Origin of the sequence: Streptomyces sp. NPDC005202 (assembly GCF_040608235.1) — a bacterium.
In the GTDB taxonomy this organism is placed as follows: Bacteria; Actinomycetota; Actinomycetes; order Streptomycetales; family Streptomycetaceae; genus Streptomyces.
Genome location: NZ_JBEXHW010000022.1, coordinates 102,111 through 117,107 on the forward strand (window position 1 = coordinate 102,111; position 14,997 = coordinate 117,107).

Annotated in this window: 12 protein-coding genes and 7 pseudogenes; 8 read left to right on the plus strand and 11 right to left on the minus strand. The window is 72.2% G+C overall.

Annotation, left to right across the window (positions count from 1 at the left end):
- The first annotated feature begins 21 nt into the window (after window positions 1–21).
- The 3 genes and pseudogenes from ABZV31_RS26620 to ABZV31_RS26630 all read left to right on the plus strand — a co-directional run bounded on the left by ABZV31_RS26620 (window position 22) and on the right by ABZV31_RS26630 (window position 1,557).
- Window positions 22–450 carry a pyridoxamine 5'-phosphate oxidase family protein gene (locus tag ABZV31_RS26620; protein WP_355898559.1) on the plus strand — a complete coding sequence of 143 codons (429 nt, stop codon included), beginning with the start codon at window positions 22–24 and terminating at the stop codon, window positions 448–450.
- A 95-nt stretch (window positions 451–545) separates the two neighbouring features.
- Window positions 546–755 (plus strand): universal stress protein, encoded by a 210-nt coding sequence (locus ABZV31_RS26625; protein ID WP_355898562.1) that lies wholly within the window; start codon window positions 546–548, stop codon window positions 753–755.
- A 185-nt stretch (window positions 756–940) separates the two neighbouring features.
- A pseudogene (locus tag ABZV31_RS26630) lies at window positions 941–1,557 on the plus strand (CBS domain-containing protein).
- A gap of 130 nt (window positions 1,558–1,687) precedes the next feature.
- Here the strand turns inward: ABZV31_RS26630 and ABZV31_RS26635 are convergent.
- The 3 genes and pseudogenes from ABZV31_RS26635 to ABZV31_RS26645 all read right to left on the minus strand — a co-directional run.
- A pseudogene (locus tag ABZV31_RS26635) lies at window positions 1,688–2,352 on the minus strand (CBS domain-containing protein).
- 605 nt (window positions 2,353–2,957) lie between these two features.
- A complete protein-coding gene (locus ABZV31_RS26640; RefSeq protein ID WP_355898564.1) occupies window positions 2,958–3,416 on the minus strand; it encodes a cyclic nucleotide-binding domain-containing protein in 459 nt (152 codons plus the stop codon).
- A pseudogene (locus ABZV31_RS26645) lies at window positions 3,413–4,060 on the minus strand (4Fe-4S dicluster domain-containing protein); the annotation flags it as partial. The gene ABZV31_RS26640 and the pseudogene ABZV31_RS26645, both read right to left, overlap by 4 nt.
- 617 nt (window positions 4,061–4,677) lie before the next feature.
- Between ABZV31_RS26645 and ABZV31_RS26650 the strand changes: the two are divergent.
- Complete coding sequence (locus ABZV31_RS26650) at window positions 4,678–5,553, plus strand: universal stress protein (protein ID WP_355898567.1); 876 nt, start codon at window positions 4,678–4,680, stop codon at window positions 5,551–5,553.
- Window positions 5,554–5,680: 127 nt separating this feature from the next.
- Window positions 5,681–7,548, plus strand: a pseudogene (locus tag ABZV31_RS26655) (glycoside hydrolase family 65 protein); the annotation flags it as partial.
- Between the two features lie 106 nt (window positions 7,549–7,654).
- On the opposite strand, the gene ABZV31_RS26660 reads toward ABZV31_RS26655, so the two are convergent.
- Both ABZV31_RS26660 and ABZV31_RS26665 read right to left on the minus strand, forming a co-directional pair.
- On the minus strand, window positions 7,655–8,221 hold the full coding sequence (locus ABZV31_RS26660) for a WHG domain-containing protein (protein WP_355898569.1): 567 nt from the start codon (window positions 8,219–8,221) through the stop codon (window positions 7,655–7,657).
- A complete protein-coding gene (locus ABZV31_RS26665; protein ID WP_355898572.1) occupies window positions 8,214–9,050 on the minus strand; it encodes an alpha/beta hydrolase in 837 nt (278 codons plus the stop codon). Before ABZV31_RS26665 ends, ABZV31_RS26660 begins: the two co-directional genes overlap by 8 nt.
- Before the next feature lie 156 nt (window positions 9,051–9,206).
- Here ABZV31_RS26665 and ABZV31_RS26670 point away from each other — a divergent pair.
- Window positions 9,207–9,793: pseudogene (locus ABZV31_RS26670) on the plus strand (PhzF family phenazine biosynthesis protein); the annotation flags it as partial.
- Here the strand turns inward: ABZV31_RS26670 and ABZV31_RS26675 are convergent.
- Both ABZV31_RS26675 and ABZV31_RS26680 read right to left on the minus strand, forming a co-directional pair.
- On the minus strand, window positions 9,770–9,964 hold the full coding sequence (locus ABZV31_RS26675) for a hypothetical protein (protein WP_355898597.1): 195 nt from the start codon (window positions 9,962–9,964) through the stop codon (window positions 9,770–9,772). The pseudogene ABZV31_RS26670 and the gene ABZV31_RS26675 overlap by 24 nt on opposite strands.
- 1,318 nt (window positions 9,965–11,282) lie before the next feature.
- Complete coding sequence (locus tag ABZV31_RS26680; protein ID WP_355898575.1) at window positions 11,283–11,540, minus strand: DUF1876 domain-containing protein; 258 nt, start codon at window positions 11,538–11,540, stop codon at window positions 11,283–11,285.
- A 415-nt stretch (window positions 11,541–11,955) separates the two neighbouring features.
- On the opposite strand from ABZV31_RS26680, the pseudogene ABZV31_RS26685 reads away from it, so the two are divergent.
- Window positions 11,956–12,129, plus strand: a pseudogene (locus ABZV31_RS26685) (universal stress protein); the annotation flags it as partial.
- 28 nt (window positions 12,130–12,157) lie between these two features.
- Here ABZV31_RS26685 and ABZV31_RS26690 read toward each other — a convergent pair.
- From ABZV31_RS26690 to ABZV31_RS26700, 3 genes and pseudogenes are all read right to left on the minus strand, one after another.
- A pseudogene (locus ABZV31_RS26690) lies at window positions 12,158–12,495 on the minus strand (hypothetical protein); the annotation flags it as partial.
- Entirely contained in the window at window positions 12,476–12,712 is a 237-nt protein-coding gene (locus tag ABZV31_RS26695) for an STAS domain-containing protein (RefSeq protein ID WP_355898578.1), read from the minus strand. The gene ABZV31_RS26695 and the pseudogene ABZV31_RS26690, both read right to left, overlap by 20 nt.
- Before the next feature lie 4 nt (window positions 12,713–12,716).
- Window positions 12,717–12,863 (minus strand): hypothetical protein, encoded by a 147-nt coding sequence (locus ABZV31_RS26700; RefSeq protein ID WP_355898581.1) that lies wholly within the window; start codon window positions 12,861–12,863, stop codon window positions 12,717–12,719.
- 320 nt (window positions 12,864–13,183) lie between these two features.
- On the opposite strand from ABZV31_RS26700, the gene ABZV31_RS26705 reads away from it, so the two are divergent.
- Entirely contained in the window at window positions 13,184–13,858 is a 675-nt protein-coding gene (locus tag ABZV31_RS26705; protein WP_355898584.1) for a pyridoxamine 5'-phosphate oxidase family protein, read from the plus strand.
- A gap of 615 nt (window positions 13,859–14,473) precedes the next feature.
- Here ABZV31_RS26705 and ABZV31_RS26710 read toward each other — a convergent pair.
- Complete coding sequence (locus ABZV31_RS26710) at window positions 14,474–14,857, minus strand: hypothetical protein (RefSeq protein ID WP_355898587.1); 384 nt, start codon at window positions 14,855–14,857, stop codon at window positions 14,474–14,476.
- Window positions 14,858–14,997 lie beyond the last annotated feature (140 nt).

Below are 14,997 nucleotides of genomic sequence, written 5' to 3' on the forward strand. Positions count from 1 at the left end.
AGGTGAAAGACGAGTCGGCTGATGTACCCGAACGACGGTTTCCGCGAACTTGAGCGGCAGGAGTGCCTGCGGCTGCTGGCCAAGGCGCCCGTGGGCCGTATCGTCCACACGCGCCAGGCCCTGCCCGCGGTGCTGCCCGTCAACTTCTGCCTGGACGGCGACGGCGCGGTGCTGCTGCGCACCTCGGCCGCCTCGGAACTGGCACGCGCGGTCGCCGGGTCGGTGGTCGCCTTCGAGGCGGACGAGGTCGACGCCGCCAGGAGCTCCGGCTGGAGCGTCGTCGTCACCGGCCGGGCCACCGTGGTGACCGATCCCGCCGAGCAGGAACGCCTGGCCCGGACCGGCCCGCGCTCCTGGGTGCCCTCGCCGGAGGAGGTCTTCGTCCGCATCGAGCCCGAACTGGTCACCGGCCGGGAGCTGGTCGGCGGGCGCACCGCGTACGGCGCGTGACGTCCTGCTCGGCCCCGAGGGCGAGGCGGAGGCGGACGCGGTCGGCTACGCCTTCCAGGAGGCAAAGCGGCGCGGCGCCCGACTGCGTGTCCTGCATGCCTCGACCCACCGGCACGGCACCGCCGGACTGCCCTGGCTCCTGCCGGCGACGTGCGGGCCAGAAGCTGGACGCCACCAGGGAGGCTGCCGTCGCCGTCATCGGCGCCCGCCGTGGCATTGGCCGGCTGGACTCGCACCTGGGCCCGGTCACGCACACCCTGCTGCACCGCTCCCACTGCCCCGTGGTCGTGGTAGCGGCACGCTGACCGCCACCGCAGATGAACCGCGACCCGGTACTCCTCGGCTCGACGGGGCCGGTGTCGCTTCGGCCTCGGACGAGCAGGCGCCGGGAGGGGGTGCCACGCGCAGGTGGCGCACCGGGGAACGCTGGACCGGGCCCACCGTCGTGGCCGTGGCCCGCGGGGCGACGTTCAAGGACATCGTGAGGACCATGTGGCAGTGGGGTCAGCGCCCTGCCGGTGCTGGACGGCGAGGGCCACGTCATCGGCGTCATCTCCGAGGCGGACCTGCTGCGCAAGGAGGAGTCCCGCGACACCGAGCCGGACCGGTACGCGCACCTGGGCCGCCTGTCCGACCTGGCCAAGGCGGGAGCGGTGACCGCCGGGGAGCTGATGACCAGCCCGGCGGTGACCGTTCACGAGGACGCCACGCTCGCCCGGGCCGCTCATCTCATGGCCCGGCACAGGGTCAAGCGACTACCGGTCGTCGACGACGACGGCGTACTGAAGGGCATCGTCAGCCGTGCCGATCTGCTCAAGGTGTTTCTCCGGGACGACGAGGACATCGCCGAGGAGGTCCGCCGCGAGGTCGTCGCCGGCCCGGTTCCCGGCCCCGATCGAGTCGGTCGGCGTGGAGGTGCGTGACGGAGTGGTCGCCCTCACCGGCCGCGTCCGCCACACCTCCCTGGTGCCCATCGCCGTACGCCTTGTGCGGGCCGTCGAGGGGGTGGTGGACGTGCACTGCGCGCTCACCGGGCCGCTTCGGCGTCCGGATCTGGCGGACGGAGACGAAGCCCGACGGCTTTCGGGATCCGGCCACACACCATGACCCGTCCTGGCACCCGGTCGCCCAACGCGGGTCGGCCTTCACCCGACCCGCGTTGGGCGACGCCGACCGCGTCCATCGGTGCACACAATCCGCACATCTGCACCGCGGGCCCGCAGCGCCAACAGGCCCGTCATTGCGGTGCACTGCGCGCCGAGCCGCTCGCGAGGTGGCAGTCGACGTCGACGACGCCCTCGACGGCGCGCACCAGGCGGGCGGCGACGGGCACCAGGGAGGTGTCCCGGATGCGGCCGGTGAGCGTGACCACGTCGTCCAAGACCTCCACCCGGATGGGCTCCAGAGGGGCGGGGAAGAGGTAGGCGACGATTTCCCGGCGGACCTCTTCGGCGATGTCCTCGTCCGTCCGCAGGAAGACCTTCAGCAGGTCGGCCCGGCTGACCAGTCCGTCGAGGAGTCCCTCGTCGTTGACGACGGGCAGTCGCTTGACCTTGCGCTGGGCCATGATGCGGGCGGCCTGGGCAAGAGTGGCGTCGGCGTGGACGGTGACGGCCGGGGTGCTCATCAGCTCCTCGGCGGTCAGCCCTCTCGCCTTGGCCAGGTCGGACAGGCGGCGCAGCTGGTCTGGCGGTCGGGGTCGGTGTCGCGGAACTCCTCCTTGGGCAGCAGGTCCGCCTCGGAGACGACGCCGATCACCCGGCCCTCGCCCTCCAGCACGGGAAGGGCGCTGACCTTCCAATGCTCCATCAGCTTGACGATGTCCTTGAACGGGGCCTCACGGCCGACGGCCACGACGGTGTGCGTCTTGACGTCGCTCACGATGTGCGGGCTGTCGTGCATGTGTTCTCCTCGGGAGGTCAGGTGCGGTCGATCATGAGGTCGAGGAAGCGGGTGGAACAGGAGATGCACGGGTCGTGAGGGCGGATGGCCGCCTGCGCAGCTGCGTCAACTCCCGTACCGAAAGCAGGGATCGGGCCCGGTCCCAGCTGGTCACGGGGCCGTCGCGGCACATCGGCACACCGCCCACCCGGCAGTGGCCGCAGTGCCCGGTGGCGCACCGTGGGCCGTGGCGTTGAGCGGGTCGAACCGCGCGCGGTTCAGCCGGGTGGTGACGACGCCGACGTGGCCCGGTCGGGTGGGGGAGGGGCGATGTGTGGTCCCGAGGCGATGATCCGCGCCACCACCCGGGGGCCACCGCGGCCTGCCCGCGCACCGCATCCGGGACTCGCTGAAGCGCACCATGCGCTCGTGTGGACCAGCTCGTGACGGTCGATGGCGGACACCGAGACGGGGATCTCCCCGACCCCGCAGGCGTACACTATGGCGAACTGCCCAGGTGCGAAGGGAGCGAGAGCCGTCGGACCCGCGGGCGTGGGCGAGGCTGACCGTGTCGGCCTTCTTCTGGCGCACCCGGGTCGCCCGGTACGGGAGCCCAAGCCCGCTCGTCACCTGCTCCCACTGCCGTAGGGGGCGTAGAGGTCGAGCAGCCGGATGCGGGCAGAGTGAAACAGCCGATGGGCGACCACGCGGCCGACCCAGACGGCGATGGCGCGGCCGAACTCCGGATCCTGGGCGCACAGCGCCCGCACGCTGTCCGCGTCGAACTCGTAGGCCCGCACCGGGCTCATGGCCTCGGCACCCAGCTGCCACGTGTAGGGCGGGAAGTGCCAGGACCAGCCGACCAGTTCGCCGTGGCCCAGCGACTCGATGACGGCGGCCCGCCGGCCGGGGACGTGCAGGTCGAGGGCGACGGTTCCGGTCCGGATGATCCAGAACCGGTTGGCGCGCCGGCCCTCTTCGAAAAGGCGGGCGCCCACGTCGAAGGAGACCTCGCGGGCGAGTTGCATCAGTCGCTCGCGGTGTGCGGCCGGCAGGGCCGCGGCCAGGGTGGTGGTGGAGGTCATTGCTCCGGCTCCTTTCGTTCCTGCCGCCGCAGCCGGTCGGCGAGTTCGTCGTGCGGCGCCGCTGCTTCCTCGCTGATGTCGATGCCGACCGGGCACCAGCAGACGCAGCGGCCGCAGCCCACGCAGCCTGTGCTGCCGGACTGCTCGTGCAAGGTGGAGAGCTTGTGGGTGAGCCACTGGCGGTAGCGGCTGCGGGCCGAGGCCCGGACCGGGCCGCCGTGGGGGCAGGACAAGTCGAGGTCGAAGCACGAGTCCCGGCGCAGCCGCCACGGCGTGGTCACCAGTGAGGTCGGTGACCTCCTCGGTGGTGGCGCAGTACCAGGTGGGGCACGCCATGCCGCAGGTGTCGCGGGTCAGGCGGCGGGCCGCGACGTCGTCCCAGCGTTCCGCCTCCAGGCTGTCGCCCATCAACGTGCGCAGGTCCCCGGGCGGCAGGGCCCGGCCCGTCCGCTCCCCGGCGGCGTCCACCGCGTTCTGGGCCGCGGATGCGGTCTCCCGGTCGGCCCGGCGGTACGGACGCGGGAGAGGATCTCGTCCCCGTCCTCGCTGCCGACGCCTACGAGGAAGCGGTGACCGGCCTCGTCGACGCGCTCGGTCAGCGCCAGGTCGAAGCCCGCGTCCGCCGCCGGGCCCCTGCCCATGGAGGTGCGCGTGCGTCCCTGCGCGCCCAGGGCCTGGACCAGGGCGGCGGGCCGTTGCTGTCCAGGACGGCGGTCGTCCGGCTGTCTGTCATCGTTCCCCTCCGAGATGGGGTTGCTGATTTCAGCCTGTGCTCGGGCCGGGCGGGACGCCACGGAGGCCCCATCGGAGGTCGTTCGGCCCAAGCAGCAGCCGGGCCGCCCGCCTTGCAGCAGGCGGCTCGTCAGCCTTCGTCGGCCGGCGGACGCAGGCCCGTCTTCGCCGAGAAGGGTGGACCGCATCCGGGCGGACGGTGACGCGCGGCTGCTCTCCCTGTCCGTGCGGCTGCTCTCCCTGTCCCTGCGTCTGCCGCCCCGGGACCCGGACGACGACGGCGGCGGTGGCTTCCTGGCAGTGCCGTTCATGGGCGGCCCTCTTGCAGGACAACACAACGGCAGGCATCGTCCCGCTCCCTCGCCCGGGCTACGCCATCAACCTGTGCCTTGGCTGAGGACCGCAGCAGGGCCGAACGGCCCTGCCAGGGACCCAACCGCCTCTCGCGCCGACCGGCGACGGATGCGACGGTGAGATCGGGATCCTTGGCTGCACCACGTGGCAGCCCGACGGAAGGCGGTGGGGAAAGATGGAACTGCCCTTGGTCGTGGGCGTCGACGGATCGGATTCGAGCCTGACGGCCGTCGGCTGGGCAGTGGGCGAAGCCGCCCGGCACGGTCTGCCGCTGCGGCTGGTGTATGCCTCCCTCTGGGAGCGCTACGAAGGCACTGTTCCGTCGGGCAGCCTGGATCGCCCCTCGGAGCAGGTGATGGCGGAGCACATCGTCGCCGCCGCCGCGGAGCGGGCCCGACTTCGCAACCCGGACGTGAAGGTGTCCACCGACACCATCCCCGAGGAAGCGGCGTCCGCCCTCCTGAGCGAGGGCAACCACGCCTCCGCCCTGGTGATCGGATCGCGCGGCCGCGGTGGGCTGAAGGGGCTGCTCCTCGGCTCGGTCGGCCTGACCGTGGCGGCCCGCGCGCACTGCCCGGTGATCGTGGTCCGCGGTGACGGGGCCGCCCTGGGCGGCACGCACGAGCGGATCCTGCTCGGCGCGGGAGACCCCGACACGAGCGGTGAGGCCGTGCGGTTCGCCTTCCGTGAGGCCGAGGTCCGCGGCTGCACCCTGGACGTGGTGCGTGCCTGGCGCCGCCCCGCGTTCGAGACGAGCGGCGCTGCGGCACTGGCCGAGGAACCGGCGCACCAACACGAGGAGTGGGCTTCCGCCCTGCTCGACGCGCTGCTGCGGGACGCGATGGCCGACCACCCGGCGGTCCGGGTGCGCCGCACGACGGTCGAGGGACCGGCTCACAAGGTGCTTGCGGACCGGTCGGCCGCCGCCGACCTCGTGATCGTCGGGACACGGCGCAGGGTGGGCCACTTCGGCCTCCAGCTCGGCCGGGTGAGCCACACGCTGCTGCACCATGCGCAGTGCCCGGTGGCGATCGTCCCGGAGCGGGTGTGAATTTCACTCGTCCGTGGAGCTGCTGGAAGCGGGGGCGCTCTGCGACGGCCCGTCGCGGGTTCGTGATGGGCCGTCGCAGCGGATTGCCCACGTCCTGGGAGAACCGCTCGAAGGGGGGACCACCGCAGTGACGGGCTGGACCTGGGAGTACGACGGTTACGACGCCGAGGAAGAGCGCCTCAGGGAGTCGTTGTGCACGCTCGGCAACGGCTGCTTCGCCACCCGCGGGGCGCTCCCCGAGTGCGCCGCGGACGACGTGCTCTACCCGGGGACCTATGCGGCCGGATGCTACAACCGGCTCACCTCCCGTGTCGCCGGCCGCCAGGTCGAGAACGAGGACATGGTCACCCCCCCGAACTGGCTGCTGCTGCACTTCCGGCTCGTCGACGCCGCATGGCTGACGCCGGACACGGCGACGGTGCTCGACCACCGTCAGGTCCTGCACTCGGGCTCGGGTCTGCTGGACCGCCGGACCCGGTACGGGCTCGGCGAGGGGCGGGTACTGTCCGGGCGCCAGCAGCGTCTGGTGCACATGGCCGATCCCCACCTGGCCGCGCTGCGCACCGAGTTCACGGCCGAGGGCTTCGCCGCGGAGCTCGATGTCGCGGCGGCGCTCGACGGGGGCGTCACCAACGCCGGCGTGCGGCGCTACCGGGGCCTGGAGGGCCGCCACCTGACCCATGTGCACACCGGCAGCGCCGCGCCCGACACGGTGTGGCTGCGGTGCCGGACCCGCACCTCGGACATCAGGATCGGCATCCCCGCCCGCGTGAGGGCCGACGTGCCGGTCGCCGGCTGGCACGAACACCCGCGGGCCACGCAGGGAATGCGCCTGCACCTGAGTCCTGACCGCGACGGTCACCGTCGACAAGACCGTCGCCCTGCACACCTCACGCGACACACCTCACGCGACCCCGCGATCAGCGACCCCCTGCGCGCCGCCGTCGAGAGGCCGGCGCGGCGGCCGGCTTCGACGAACTGCTCGAGACCCATCTCACGGCCTGGGACCAGCTGTGGCGCCGGGCCGGCATCGACGTCCCCGGGGAGCCGGGCCACATCCTGCGGCTGCACCTCTTCCACGTGCTGCAGACCCTCTCCCCGCACACCGCCGACCTCGACGTCGGAGTGCCGGCCCGGGGTCTGCACGGCGAGGCGTACCGTGGCCACGTGTTCTGGGACGAGCTGTTCGTCCTGCCGTATCTGAACCTGCATTTCCCCGAGGTGTCCCGCGCCCTGCTCCGCTACCGTCACCGGCGTCTGGAGCAGGCCTGCTCGGCGGCACGCGCGATCGGCCGGCGCGGCGCGCTGTATCCGTGGCAGAGCGGCAGCGACGGACGTGAGGAGACGCAGCAGCTGCACCTCAACCCCCGCTCGGGGCACTGGCTGCCGGACCATTCGCGGCTCCAGCGCCACGTCGGCTCGGCGGTGGCGTACAACGTGTGGCAGTACTGCGAGGCGAGCGGCGACGCGGAGTTCCTGCACACCAAGGGTGCCGAGATGCTGCTGCAGATCGCGCGCTTCTGGGCGGACTCGGCCACCTACGACGAGAGCCTGGGACGGCACCGCATCCGGGGCGTGGTCGGGCCGGACGAGTACCACGACGCCTACCCGGACGCCAGGGAGCCCGGCCTCGACGTCAACGCCTACACCAATCTCACCGCCGCGTGGGTGCTCACCCGCACGCTGGAGGTGCTGCGGACTCTTCCCCAGCCACGCCGACGCGAACTCGTCGAACGCACCGGCCTGGACGGCGGGGAGCTCGAACAGTGGGATGACGTGTCCCGCACCCTGCACGTGCCCTTCCACGACGGCGTCATCAGCCAGTTCGAGGGCTACGGCGACCTCGTCGAACTCGACTGGAGCGACTACCGGAAACGGTTCGACGACATCCGCCGCCTGGACCGGATCCTGGAGGTGGAGGGCGACACCGTCAACCGCTACAAGGCGTCCAAGCAGGCCGACGTACTGATGCTCGGTTACCTCTTCTCCCCTGCTGGTAACCCCGGGTATCAGAACCTGCGGAGTGGGGCTCCCTCAGCGTTGGTTCCTCGACATGATGGCGGCTGCTCAGCCGGCGGTCATCAGACACACCACGGCCTGATCAGTGAGGTGCGGCGTGGCGCGTGTGCAGACCTGTGATCATCGTGTGGATGAGCAGGTCGTAGCTTTCGTCCAGGTTTTCCGGGAGCCCGAACGCGCCTTCGGCCTCCAGAACCGCGAAGCCGTGGACGGCCGCGCGCAGGCAGCGGGCTGCGTGGATCGCCGCGGAGTTTGCCATGCCGTACGCGCGGAGGGTGGCGAGGATGATGTTGATCAGCCGCGTCCCGGCCTCGGCCGTCCGCGGCTCGGGGGTCTGGATGAGTGCCGAGTAGCGGTTCGGGTGCCGCAGCGCGTAGTGCCGCCAGGCCATCATGAGCGCGCGGATCGCCTCGTCGGCAGAGCGGCCGAGCACGGCCTCGCCGGCCTGGTCTGCGATCTCATTCATGATCCGCGCTGACACGAGATCGCGCAGCTCGGCGAGGTTGCGTACGTGCTTGTAGAGGGACGGGGTGGCGACGCCCGCCCGGCTCGCCACCGCCGACAAGGTCAGGGCGGCGGGTGCGACCTCATCGATGATCTGCAGCGCGATATTGACGATCGCGTCCGCGGACAGCGCTGCCCTAGCCACGCGCGCCATCCTTGAGGAAGGCCAGGATGGCCGTGGCTACTTCGGCGGGGAACTGAACGTGTGCGTAGTGGCCGGCTCCCTCGATCATCTTGAGCCGGCCGAGCCCCGCGGGCATGCCCGCCACGATGCCTTCTCCCTCGGCCCTGGGGTCGGGCCAGTCAGGGTCGAGCGTGCCCTCGATGACCAGAGCGGGGCACTGGATGTCGGCGAGCCTGGCACCGGCGTCGGTGGGCGCGGACATGCCCATCTTGCTGACGACGGCCATCCGGCCCGGCCTGCGCAGGTCGGCGTCGAGGGCGGCGAGATGGTCAGCGAAACCGGCGGGCTTGGCGCCCGGGTAGGCGTGGTCGAGGTAGCGCATCCACAGCCGGATGCTGCGCAGGAGGCCGGTGCCCATCAGCAGCATCATGCCCTTGCGGTAGCGGGCGTGGGACACCAGGGCACCCAGGTCGATCTTCTGTGCGCGGGTGAACGGGCTGATCTCGACGATGGCGCTGATCAGTTCGGGCTCCTGGGCCGCTGCGATGGTGGCGGCGCCGCCGGCGAACGAGTGGCCCACGATGACGGCAGGGCTGCCCAGGTGCCTGATCAGGGCGAGGAGGTCAGCTGCCGCGTCGGTGCGGGAGTAGGACGCCCAGCCGATGCTGGACTCGCCATGGCCGCGCAGGTCCATGCTGGCGACCCGGAATCCGGCCGCCGCGAGCCGGACAGCCACATCGCGGTAGGCCGCCCTGTTGTCGCCCATGCCGTGGGCGAGCACGATCAGCGGGCCCTCGCCGGTCACGTCGTACGCGAGCTGTCCGCCGTCGATCTTCAGGAATCTGGTCATGACCATCCCCAGAGAGATATCATGTATAGCCAGGAAGCTAATGTCGTTAGCCCAATGGTGTCAACTCGAACGCGGCCCGCATGAGGGAGTGGCCGACGGGTCGTGCGGCAGCATCGGACTCGGTCTGGGTGGACGCAGAAATGGTTGACTGCGTGGGTGACTGACCATGACGTTCTGCGCGTTTTCTGTGGGCCCGACGGCCGTCACGGTAATGAGCTCGCGCTGGCGCCACCGTCCCCGCGGAGGCCGAACGGCTGGCCTTCGCGGGGAGGCTCGGATTCATCGATGCCGTGTTCGTCGATGATCCCGAGCGCGGCGTCATCGACATCTACACGCCGACGTCGCGGCTGCCCTTCGCCGGGCACCCGTGCGTCGGCGCGGCCTGGCTCCTCAACGGGCCGGAACTGGTCACACCCGCGGGGGTGGTGAGCGCCCGGTCCGACGAGGAGGTCACCTGGATCGAGGCACGCGCCGAGTGGGCGCCACCGCGCACGCTGCGGCAGTACGGCTCAGCGGCGGAGGTGGAGGCTCTGTCGGTGCCGCCGCTGGGAGAGTGGATCTACGCGTGGGCGTGGGAGGACGAGTCGGACGGCCGGGTCAAGGCTCGAGGCTTTCCCGGCCGGGGCGACGGTATCGAGGAGGACGAAGCGACGGGCGCGGCGGCACTGCTGCTGACTTCCTGCCTCGGCCGTGCCCTGAGCATTACGCAGGGGCGCGGTTCACGCATCGTCACGGCGCCGCGGTCGGGGTGCCTGATCGAGGTGGGGCGGACCGGGGTGTTTGGCCAGCCGACGCAGTTCGTCGAGGACGTCGCTCAGCTCGCGCGCGTGATGGGCCTGGATCTGCTCGGTGATGGCGTAGCCGGCGGCCGCTCCGATGATGGCGGGGATCGCGGCCCAGCCGATCGGGGACAGCGGCCATGCGCACCACCTGGGGGCGGATGGTCGCGGGCGAGGTGATCCCGGTCATCACGGTGTAGGCGTTCGCCCAACCGATCAGGAGGAACCCGTTGAGCACGTACAGCACCGCGCACACCGCCAACACGGCGGCGCCCCGGCTGAGCAGCCAGTAGCCGAACCGGGGCAGGGCATCACGGTCGGCCCACCGTGCCCGCAGCCGTTGCCGTCGACCAGGTGGCAGGGGCCCACCAGGCGAGGGCGCGGCTGTTGAGGAACACCCTGCCTACGGTAGTGGGCGGGCCGCCCACCTGGGCGGAGAACGACGATCTATGCAGGAGGAGTTGACGTGTGCGCCCTGGCAGGGCTGAGGGCTGGCCGCCATCGGCGCCTTCTCGTTGAGGTAGGCCCATGCTGTGTGCCGTGCCCGAGGCTCGTACCGCGGTCCACCGTCGAGCGGGGTGCGGGCCCAGGCTTCGACGTCGCGCCGGATGCCATGCGCCACTCCGTGGAGTCGGCGTTCCAGCCACTGGTCGACCGCTGGGGCCCGAGGCGGTTGAGGACTTCGGCGGTCCGCACGACTGGAAGCCCGCGGCCGCGCAGGGCCGGGAAAAGCTCGGAGTACCGGATTGTCTCTCCTTCGGTGTGACCAGACAGCACGATGACCAGTGCCCGGTTGACGTCGCTGACGATCCAGCGGCTCCAGCCGCGGGCCTCGCCCAGTGCGCGGGCAGTCTGTCGGCCCTGGACGAGCCACGGGTTGGCCAGGTCAGCGTGTCGTTCCCGGTCGAACCGGCGGTAGTCCCGGGTGACGGTGAACAGCGGCAACTGGACCCAGCCCGTCGCCATGCGTCGCGGCTGGGCGGGAACCGGTAGCACCCTGCGGACGCGGCGTCCCTGCTGTCCGACCCGCGGCCCGCGATTGCGGGGCCGTTGCATGTTCGCCAAGAACAGCTGCTGGCAGGTCACCCGCCGCAGGTACGGTTCCAGCACCGAGGCTTTCCCGCTGGCCTTGATCGCCCAGGTGGCCTGGGCCCGGCAAAGGCGGCAGTAGCCATGCTTGTCGTCGACGGGGACTTCCCGCCGACAGCCGACACATTTTCCGGCGGCATGTTGTTGTGGCGCGCCGATCTTCCGCGCGCTGAACCGCGGCCCCGAGCGTCTGCGCACCCCTGCCGCGCGCCCCACCGCCGAACAGCTGCTGGCCGAGCGGTTCGCCCGCGAGGAGATCGACGAGGACGAGTACCGGCGCCGGCTGGCCGACCTTCGCGTGGACGCCTCCAGCCGGGCCGAGCACTCGCCCCGACCTTCCGACTTCAGGTGCGAGGTGGCGCCGTCACGCGTCAACGGGGCCGGCCAGCTCGACGATGTCGTCGGCGGCCACGTCGTGCAGCCGGACGGCGAGGTCTTCCAGCGCGCGGCTGGCGGCGAGTTCGTCGCCGATCTCGGGGATGGGCCGGTCGAGCGGGTTGCGGCGGGCCACGCCCCGGCCGGTGACGGTTGACGTGCCGCGGGTGGTGAGCACGGCACGCGCATGCGTGTCGTCACCCTGCTCGGTGATGTAGATCTCCACGGTCCATTGCTTGGCTTCCATCGTGATCACTTCCGTACGAGGGGTCCTCCCTACTCCTCACCCTGCGCCCGTGCCCGTGGCCGCGCCAGAGCCGAACGGCCCTTCCGTGCGCTGCCGAGGCCCCCGGCCGGAAGGCCGCTCGGCCTCGGTGGCGGGACGTGTGGCCCATGCCCCCCGCCGGGAACAGAGGACGGTCTGGTACGCCGCCGTCAACGCCCAGCCCTGGCTCTTCGCCTCTTCGTCGCGGGCGGGGACAGCGGCATCGAGGTGCATGCGGACGTCGACCGCTGCCTGCGGCTCACCGCGTGCCCCGTCGCCGTGGTCCGAGCCGAGGAGGGCTGACCGTGGCCAGGCCGCTGCAGGGGCGGGTGCGGCCCCGGCCCGGCCGTCTCCCCGGGACGTGCCAGGGGGCAGGCGAGAAGAAGGAGGTGCCGTCATGGCGGAACCGGTGGTGGTCGGAGTGGACGGCTCGGCGTCGAGCCTGGACGCCGTGGAGGTTGCGGTGCGCGAGGCCGGTCTGCGCGGGGTGGGACTGCGGCTGGTGCACGCCTTCGGATGGCCGTCACTGCACGTGCCGCCCGGCGGACCGCCGTGGAACCCGGGCTCGGCGGGGGAGGCCGAGGGCGAGACCGGATCAGCACCAGCAGGCCGAGGGCGAGGCCGGTCAGCACCAACAGGTCGGCGGTGAAGCGCACTTGGCGCTCCATGCTCCAGGCGGCACGCGTGTCGCAGTCGGCGGGCCGGTGCAGGTCGTGCCCCTCGCCGGCCCAGGCGCCGGTGCCGCCGACGAGGTCGGCGGTGGAGAGCCGACGCGGCTGGCGGTGGAGATGCCCTGCCCGGTCAGGAGCCTGCAGGCGTTCTCGGAGCGGGCGCCCGCCGGCCACGGCCTCGCGCGCCCGGTCGAGGTCGCCTTGCAGACGACGAGGACGTCGCCCCGTTCGGCGGCGTCCCGCAGCTCAGCCCACGGCCGACGGAGCGGCGTCGGTGCCGGCAGCGGGGTCCAGGGCGTCCGTCAGGCGCACGTGGTTCTCGAACACATCGGCCAGCTGCGCGAGCCGCAGCAGGCGCTGGAAGCGGGCGCCGTCGGTGACCAGGCGCAGTCGGCCGTGCCGGGCCCTGGCCCGCGTGCGCGCCCGGCACAGCAGCCGTAGTCCGGCGCAGTCGATGAACGTCACCGGGCGCAGGTCCAGCACCAGATCAGGGTAGAGCGGAGGTCAGGGCGTCGATGCGCGCCGAGACGGGTGGTGCCGTGAGGATGTCGATCTCGCCATGCAGCTCCACGACGGCGGTACCGCCGACGAGGCGTTCGGTGTGGCTCAGGCTGCTGGTGTGCATGTCGGACATGGATAGAGCCAAGACCGGACCGGTGGAGTGCCCGGAAGGGCCGGGCGGTCCCCGGCCCTCGGCCGATGAGGGCCGTCCGGCCCAAGCTGAGCCCGGCGGGGCCGTACATGCTGGACCTACGGGCAATATCAGAAATCTTGTCTCGTGGTGCGATCCAGGCGCGGGCGGACCCGGGCGTTCCGGGGCAGCACATCCCTGACCTGCGGGCCCCCTCGCCTCACAGGTCCGCGTGACGGGTCGCCCAGGGCGACCCCGACGAAGAGCGCCCCGGGCCACGCGAGGAGGAGGGCCTCGGGGCCCCCGACGAGGAGTGAGTGACCATGGACGAACAGACATCGTCGTCCACGGCGGACCGGCCTCCGCAGGGTGATCTCGGACGCCGTATCGCGCGGCGGCGCAGGGATCTCGGTCTGACTCGTGAGGAAGCCGCATCCCGTGCGGGCATGGCCCCGAGCTATCTCGCGCACCTCGAGGAGCACAGCACCGCCGCACCGGATGCGGGCGTCCTGCTCAGGCTGGCCGGGGCCCTGCAGACCGCCCCCGCGGAACTCGGCGGCGGATACGTCGACCTGCCGCCCGGCATCGGTCGGGCAGCCCGCGCCCCCCGCCTCGCCGAACTGAGCGAGCAGGAGTGCCGCAGGCTGCTCTCCACGCACGGCGTGGGCAGGCTCGCGGTGCCCACCGACTCGGCACCGGTCGTCGTCCCCGTCAACTACACCGTCGTCGACGACGCGATCGTCGTCAGGACCCGGCCGGGCACGGTGCCCGCCCAGGGGCTCGGCCGCGAGGTGGCCTTCGAAGTGGACCGCGTCGACGACGCGTTGAGCCAGGGCTGGAGCGTTCTGGTCCGCGGGCCCGCCCAGGACGTGACCGACCCCGACGCCGTACGCCGCCTTGCCGAGCGCGCGTACAGCGCGCCGTGGGCCGGAGGGGAGCGCGATGTCTGGGTGCGCATCGAAGCGTCGACCATCACTGGCCGCCGCATCGACGTGTGACCTCGCCCGGCCTCCGCCGCGAGTGGCCGCCGACCGGACGGACGCGGCCGAACGCGGCCGGTCGGCACCCCTTCGAGGACCGGTGACCCAGGCGGTGCTCCACCACGCCGTCGCGCCGGTCGCGGTGATACCGCACGAGTGACGCGGCCACCGCCGCGAAAGGGGCTGGGTGGATCCTGCAGAGGACCCGTTCGGCCCTCGCGGTGCCGTACGCGTGGTGCTTCCATGGAAGTGGCGGAAAGGACCTCCAACAGACGCGGAGAAGCGGTCGTCGACCGCGCACCGCGCAATCCGGATCCGCGAGAAGCGGGTGGTCCTTTCCGCCTCGGCCATGTCCCGCGCGCGCCGCGCTGCGCGGTGCTGACGCCGATCGGGCCAGGACCGTTGCGGTCCTGGCCCGACGCGTCCCGCCCGCCGGGGCGTGGGGCGTCCGCTCAGCCGTAGTACGCCGTGCGCATGAGCTGCTGCATGTCGGCGAGCTCCTGGGTGAGGGCCTCGTTGTCGGCGAGCGCCTTGAGACCGGCAATCACCAGCCGGTCCACGGCGACGGCGACGTCGGACGGCGCCTCGGCGGTGGCCGTGGTCTCGGTCCCGGCGTCCTGTCGGTGGACGCCCCTAGCGCTCCGCGCCGCCGCGCCACGGCGGCGGCGCGGCCGACCTGCGGGCCTCGTCCCCGCGGTGCGCGGCCCGATCCGTCCGGCTGCGCAGCCGGTCCTGCAGCCGGTCGCCGAGCTCCCGGGCGCTCGCCTCGTGGGCGTGGACGACCACGAGGTCGCCGCCCACCCGGATCTCGGCCCCGGCGGACCATGGCTGTTCGACGTGGTGCGCCGTCGCCTTGACGATCCGGACCTCGCCGCTGACGGGCGGAAGGCCGGGACGGTCGAGAGCGGCACCGATCTTCTCCCGGACGTAGGCGAGCGCCTGCTCGTCCACGTCGCCCTCGGCCCGCACCCGCACGGCGGCGGGGACGTCGTGGGTGCCGGTGTCCCTGGCAGTCATGTGCTCCACTCCTTCTGATCGTTCGGGCAGCGGCTCAGGACTGCTGCGCCCGCCGGCCCCGGTCCCGGGGGGCCTGCGCGTCGACGTAGACGTGGCAGTTGCCGGTGCCGGTCTCGATCACCGGCACGGTGGACTCGTTG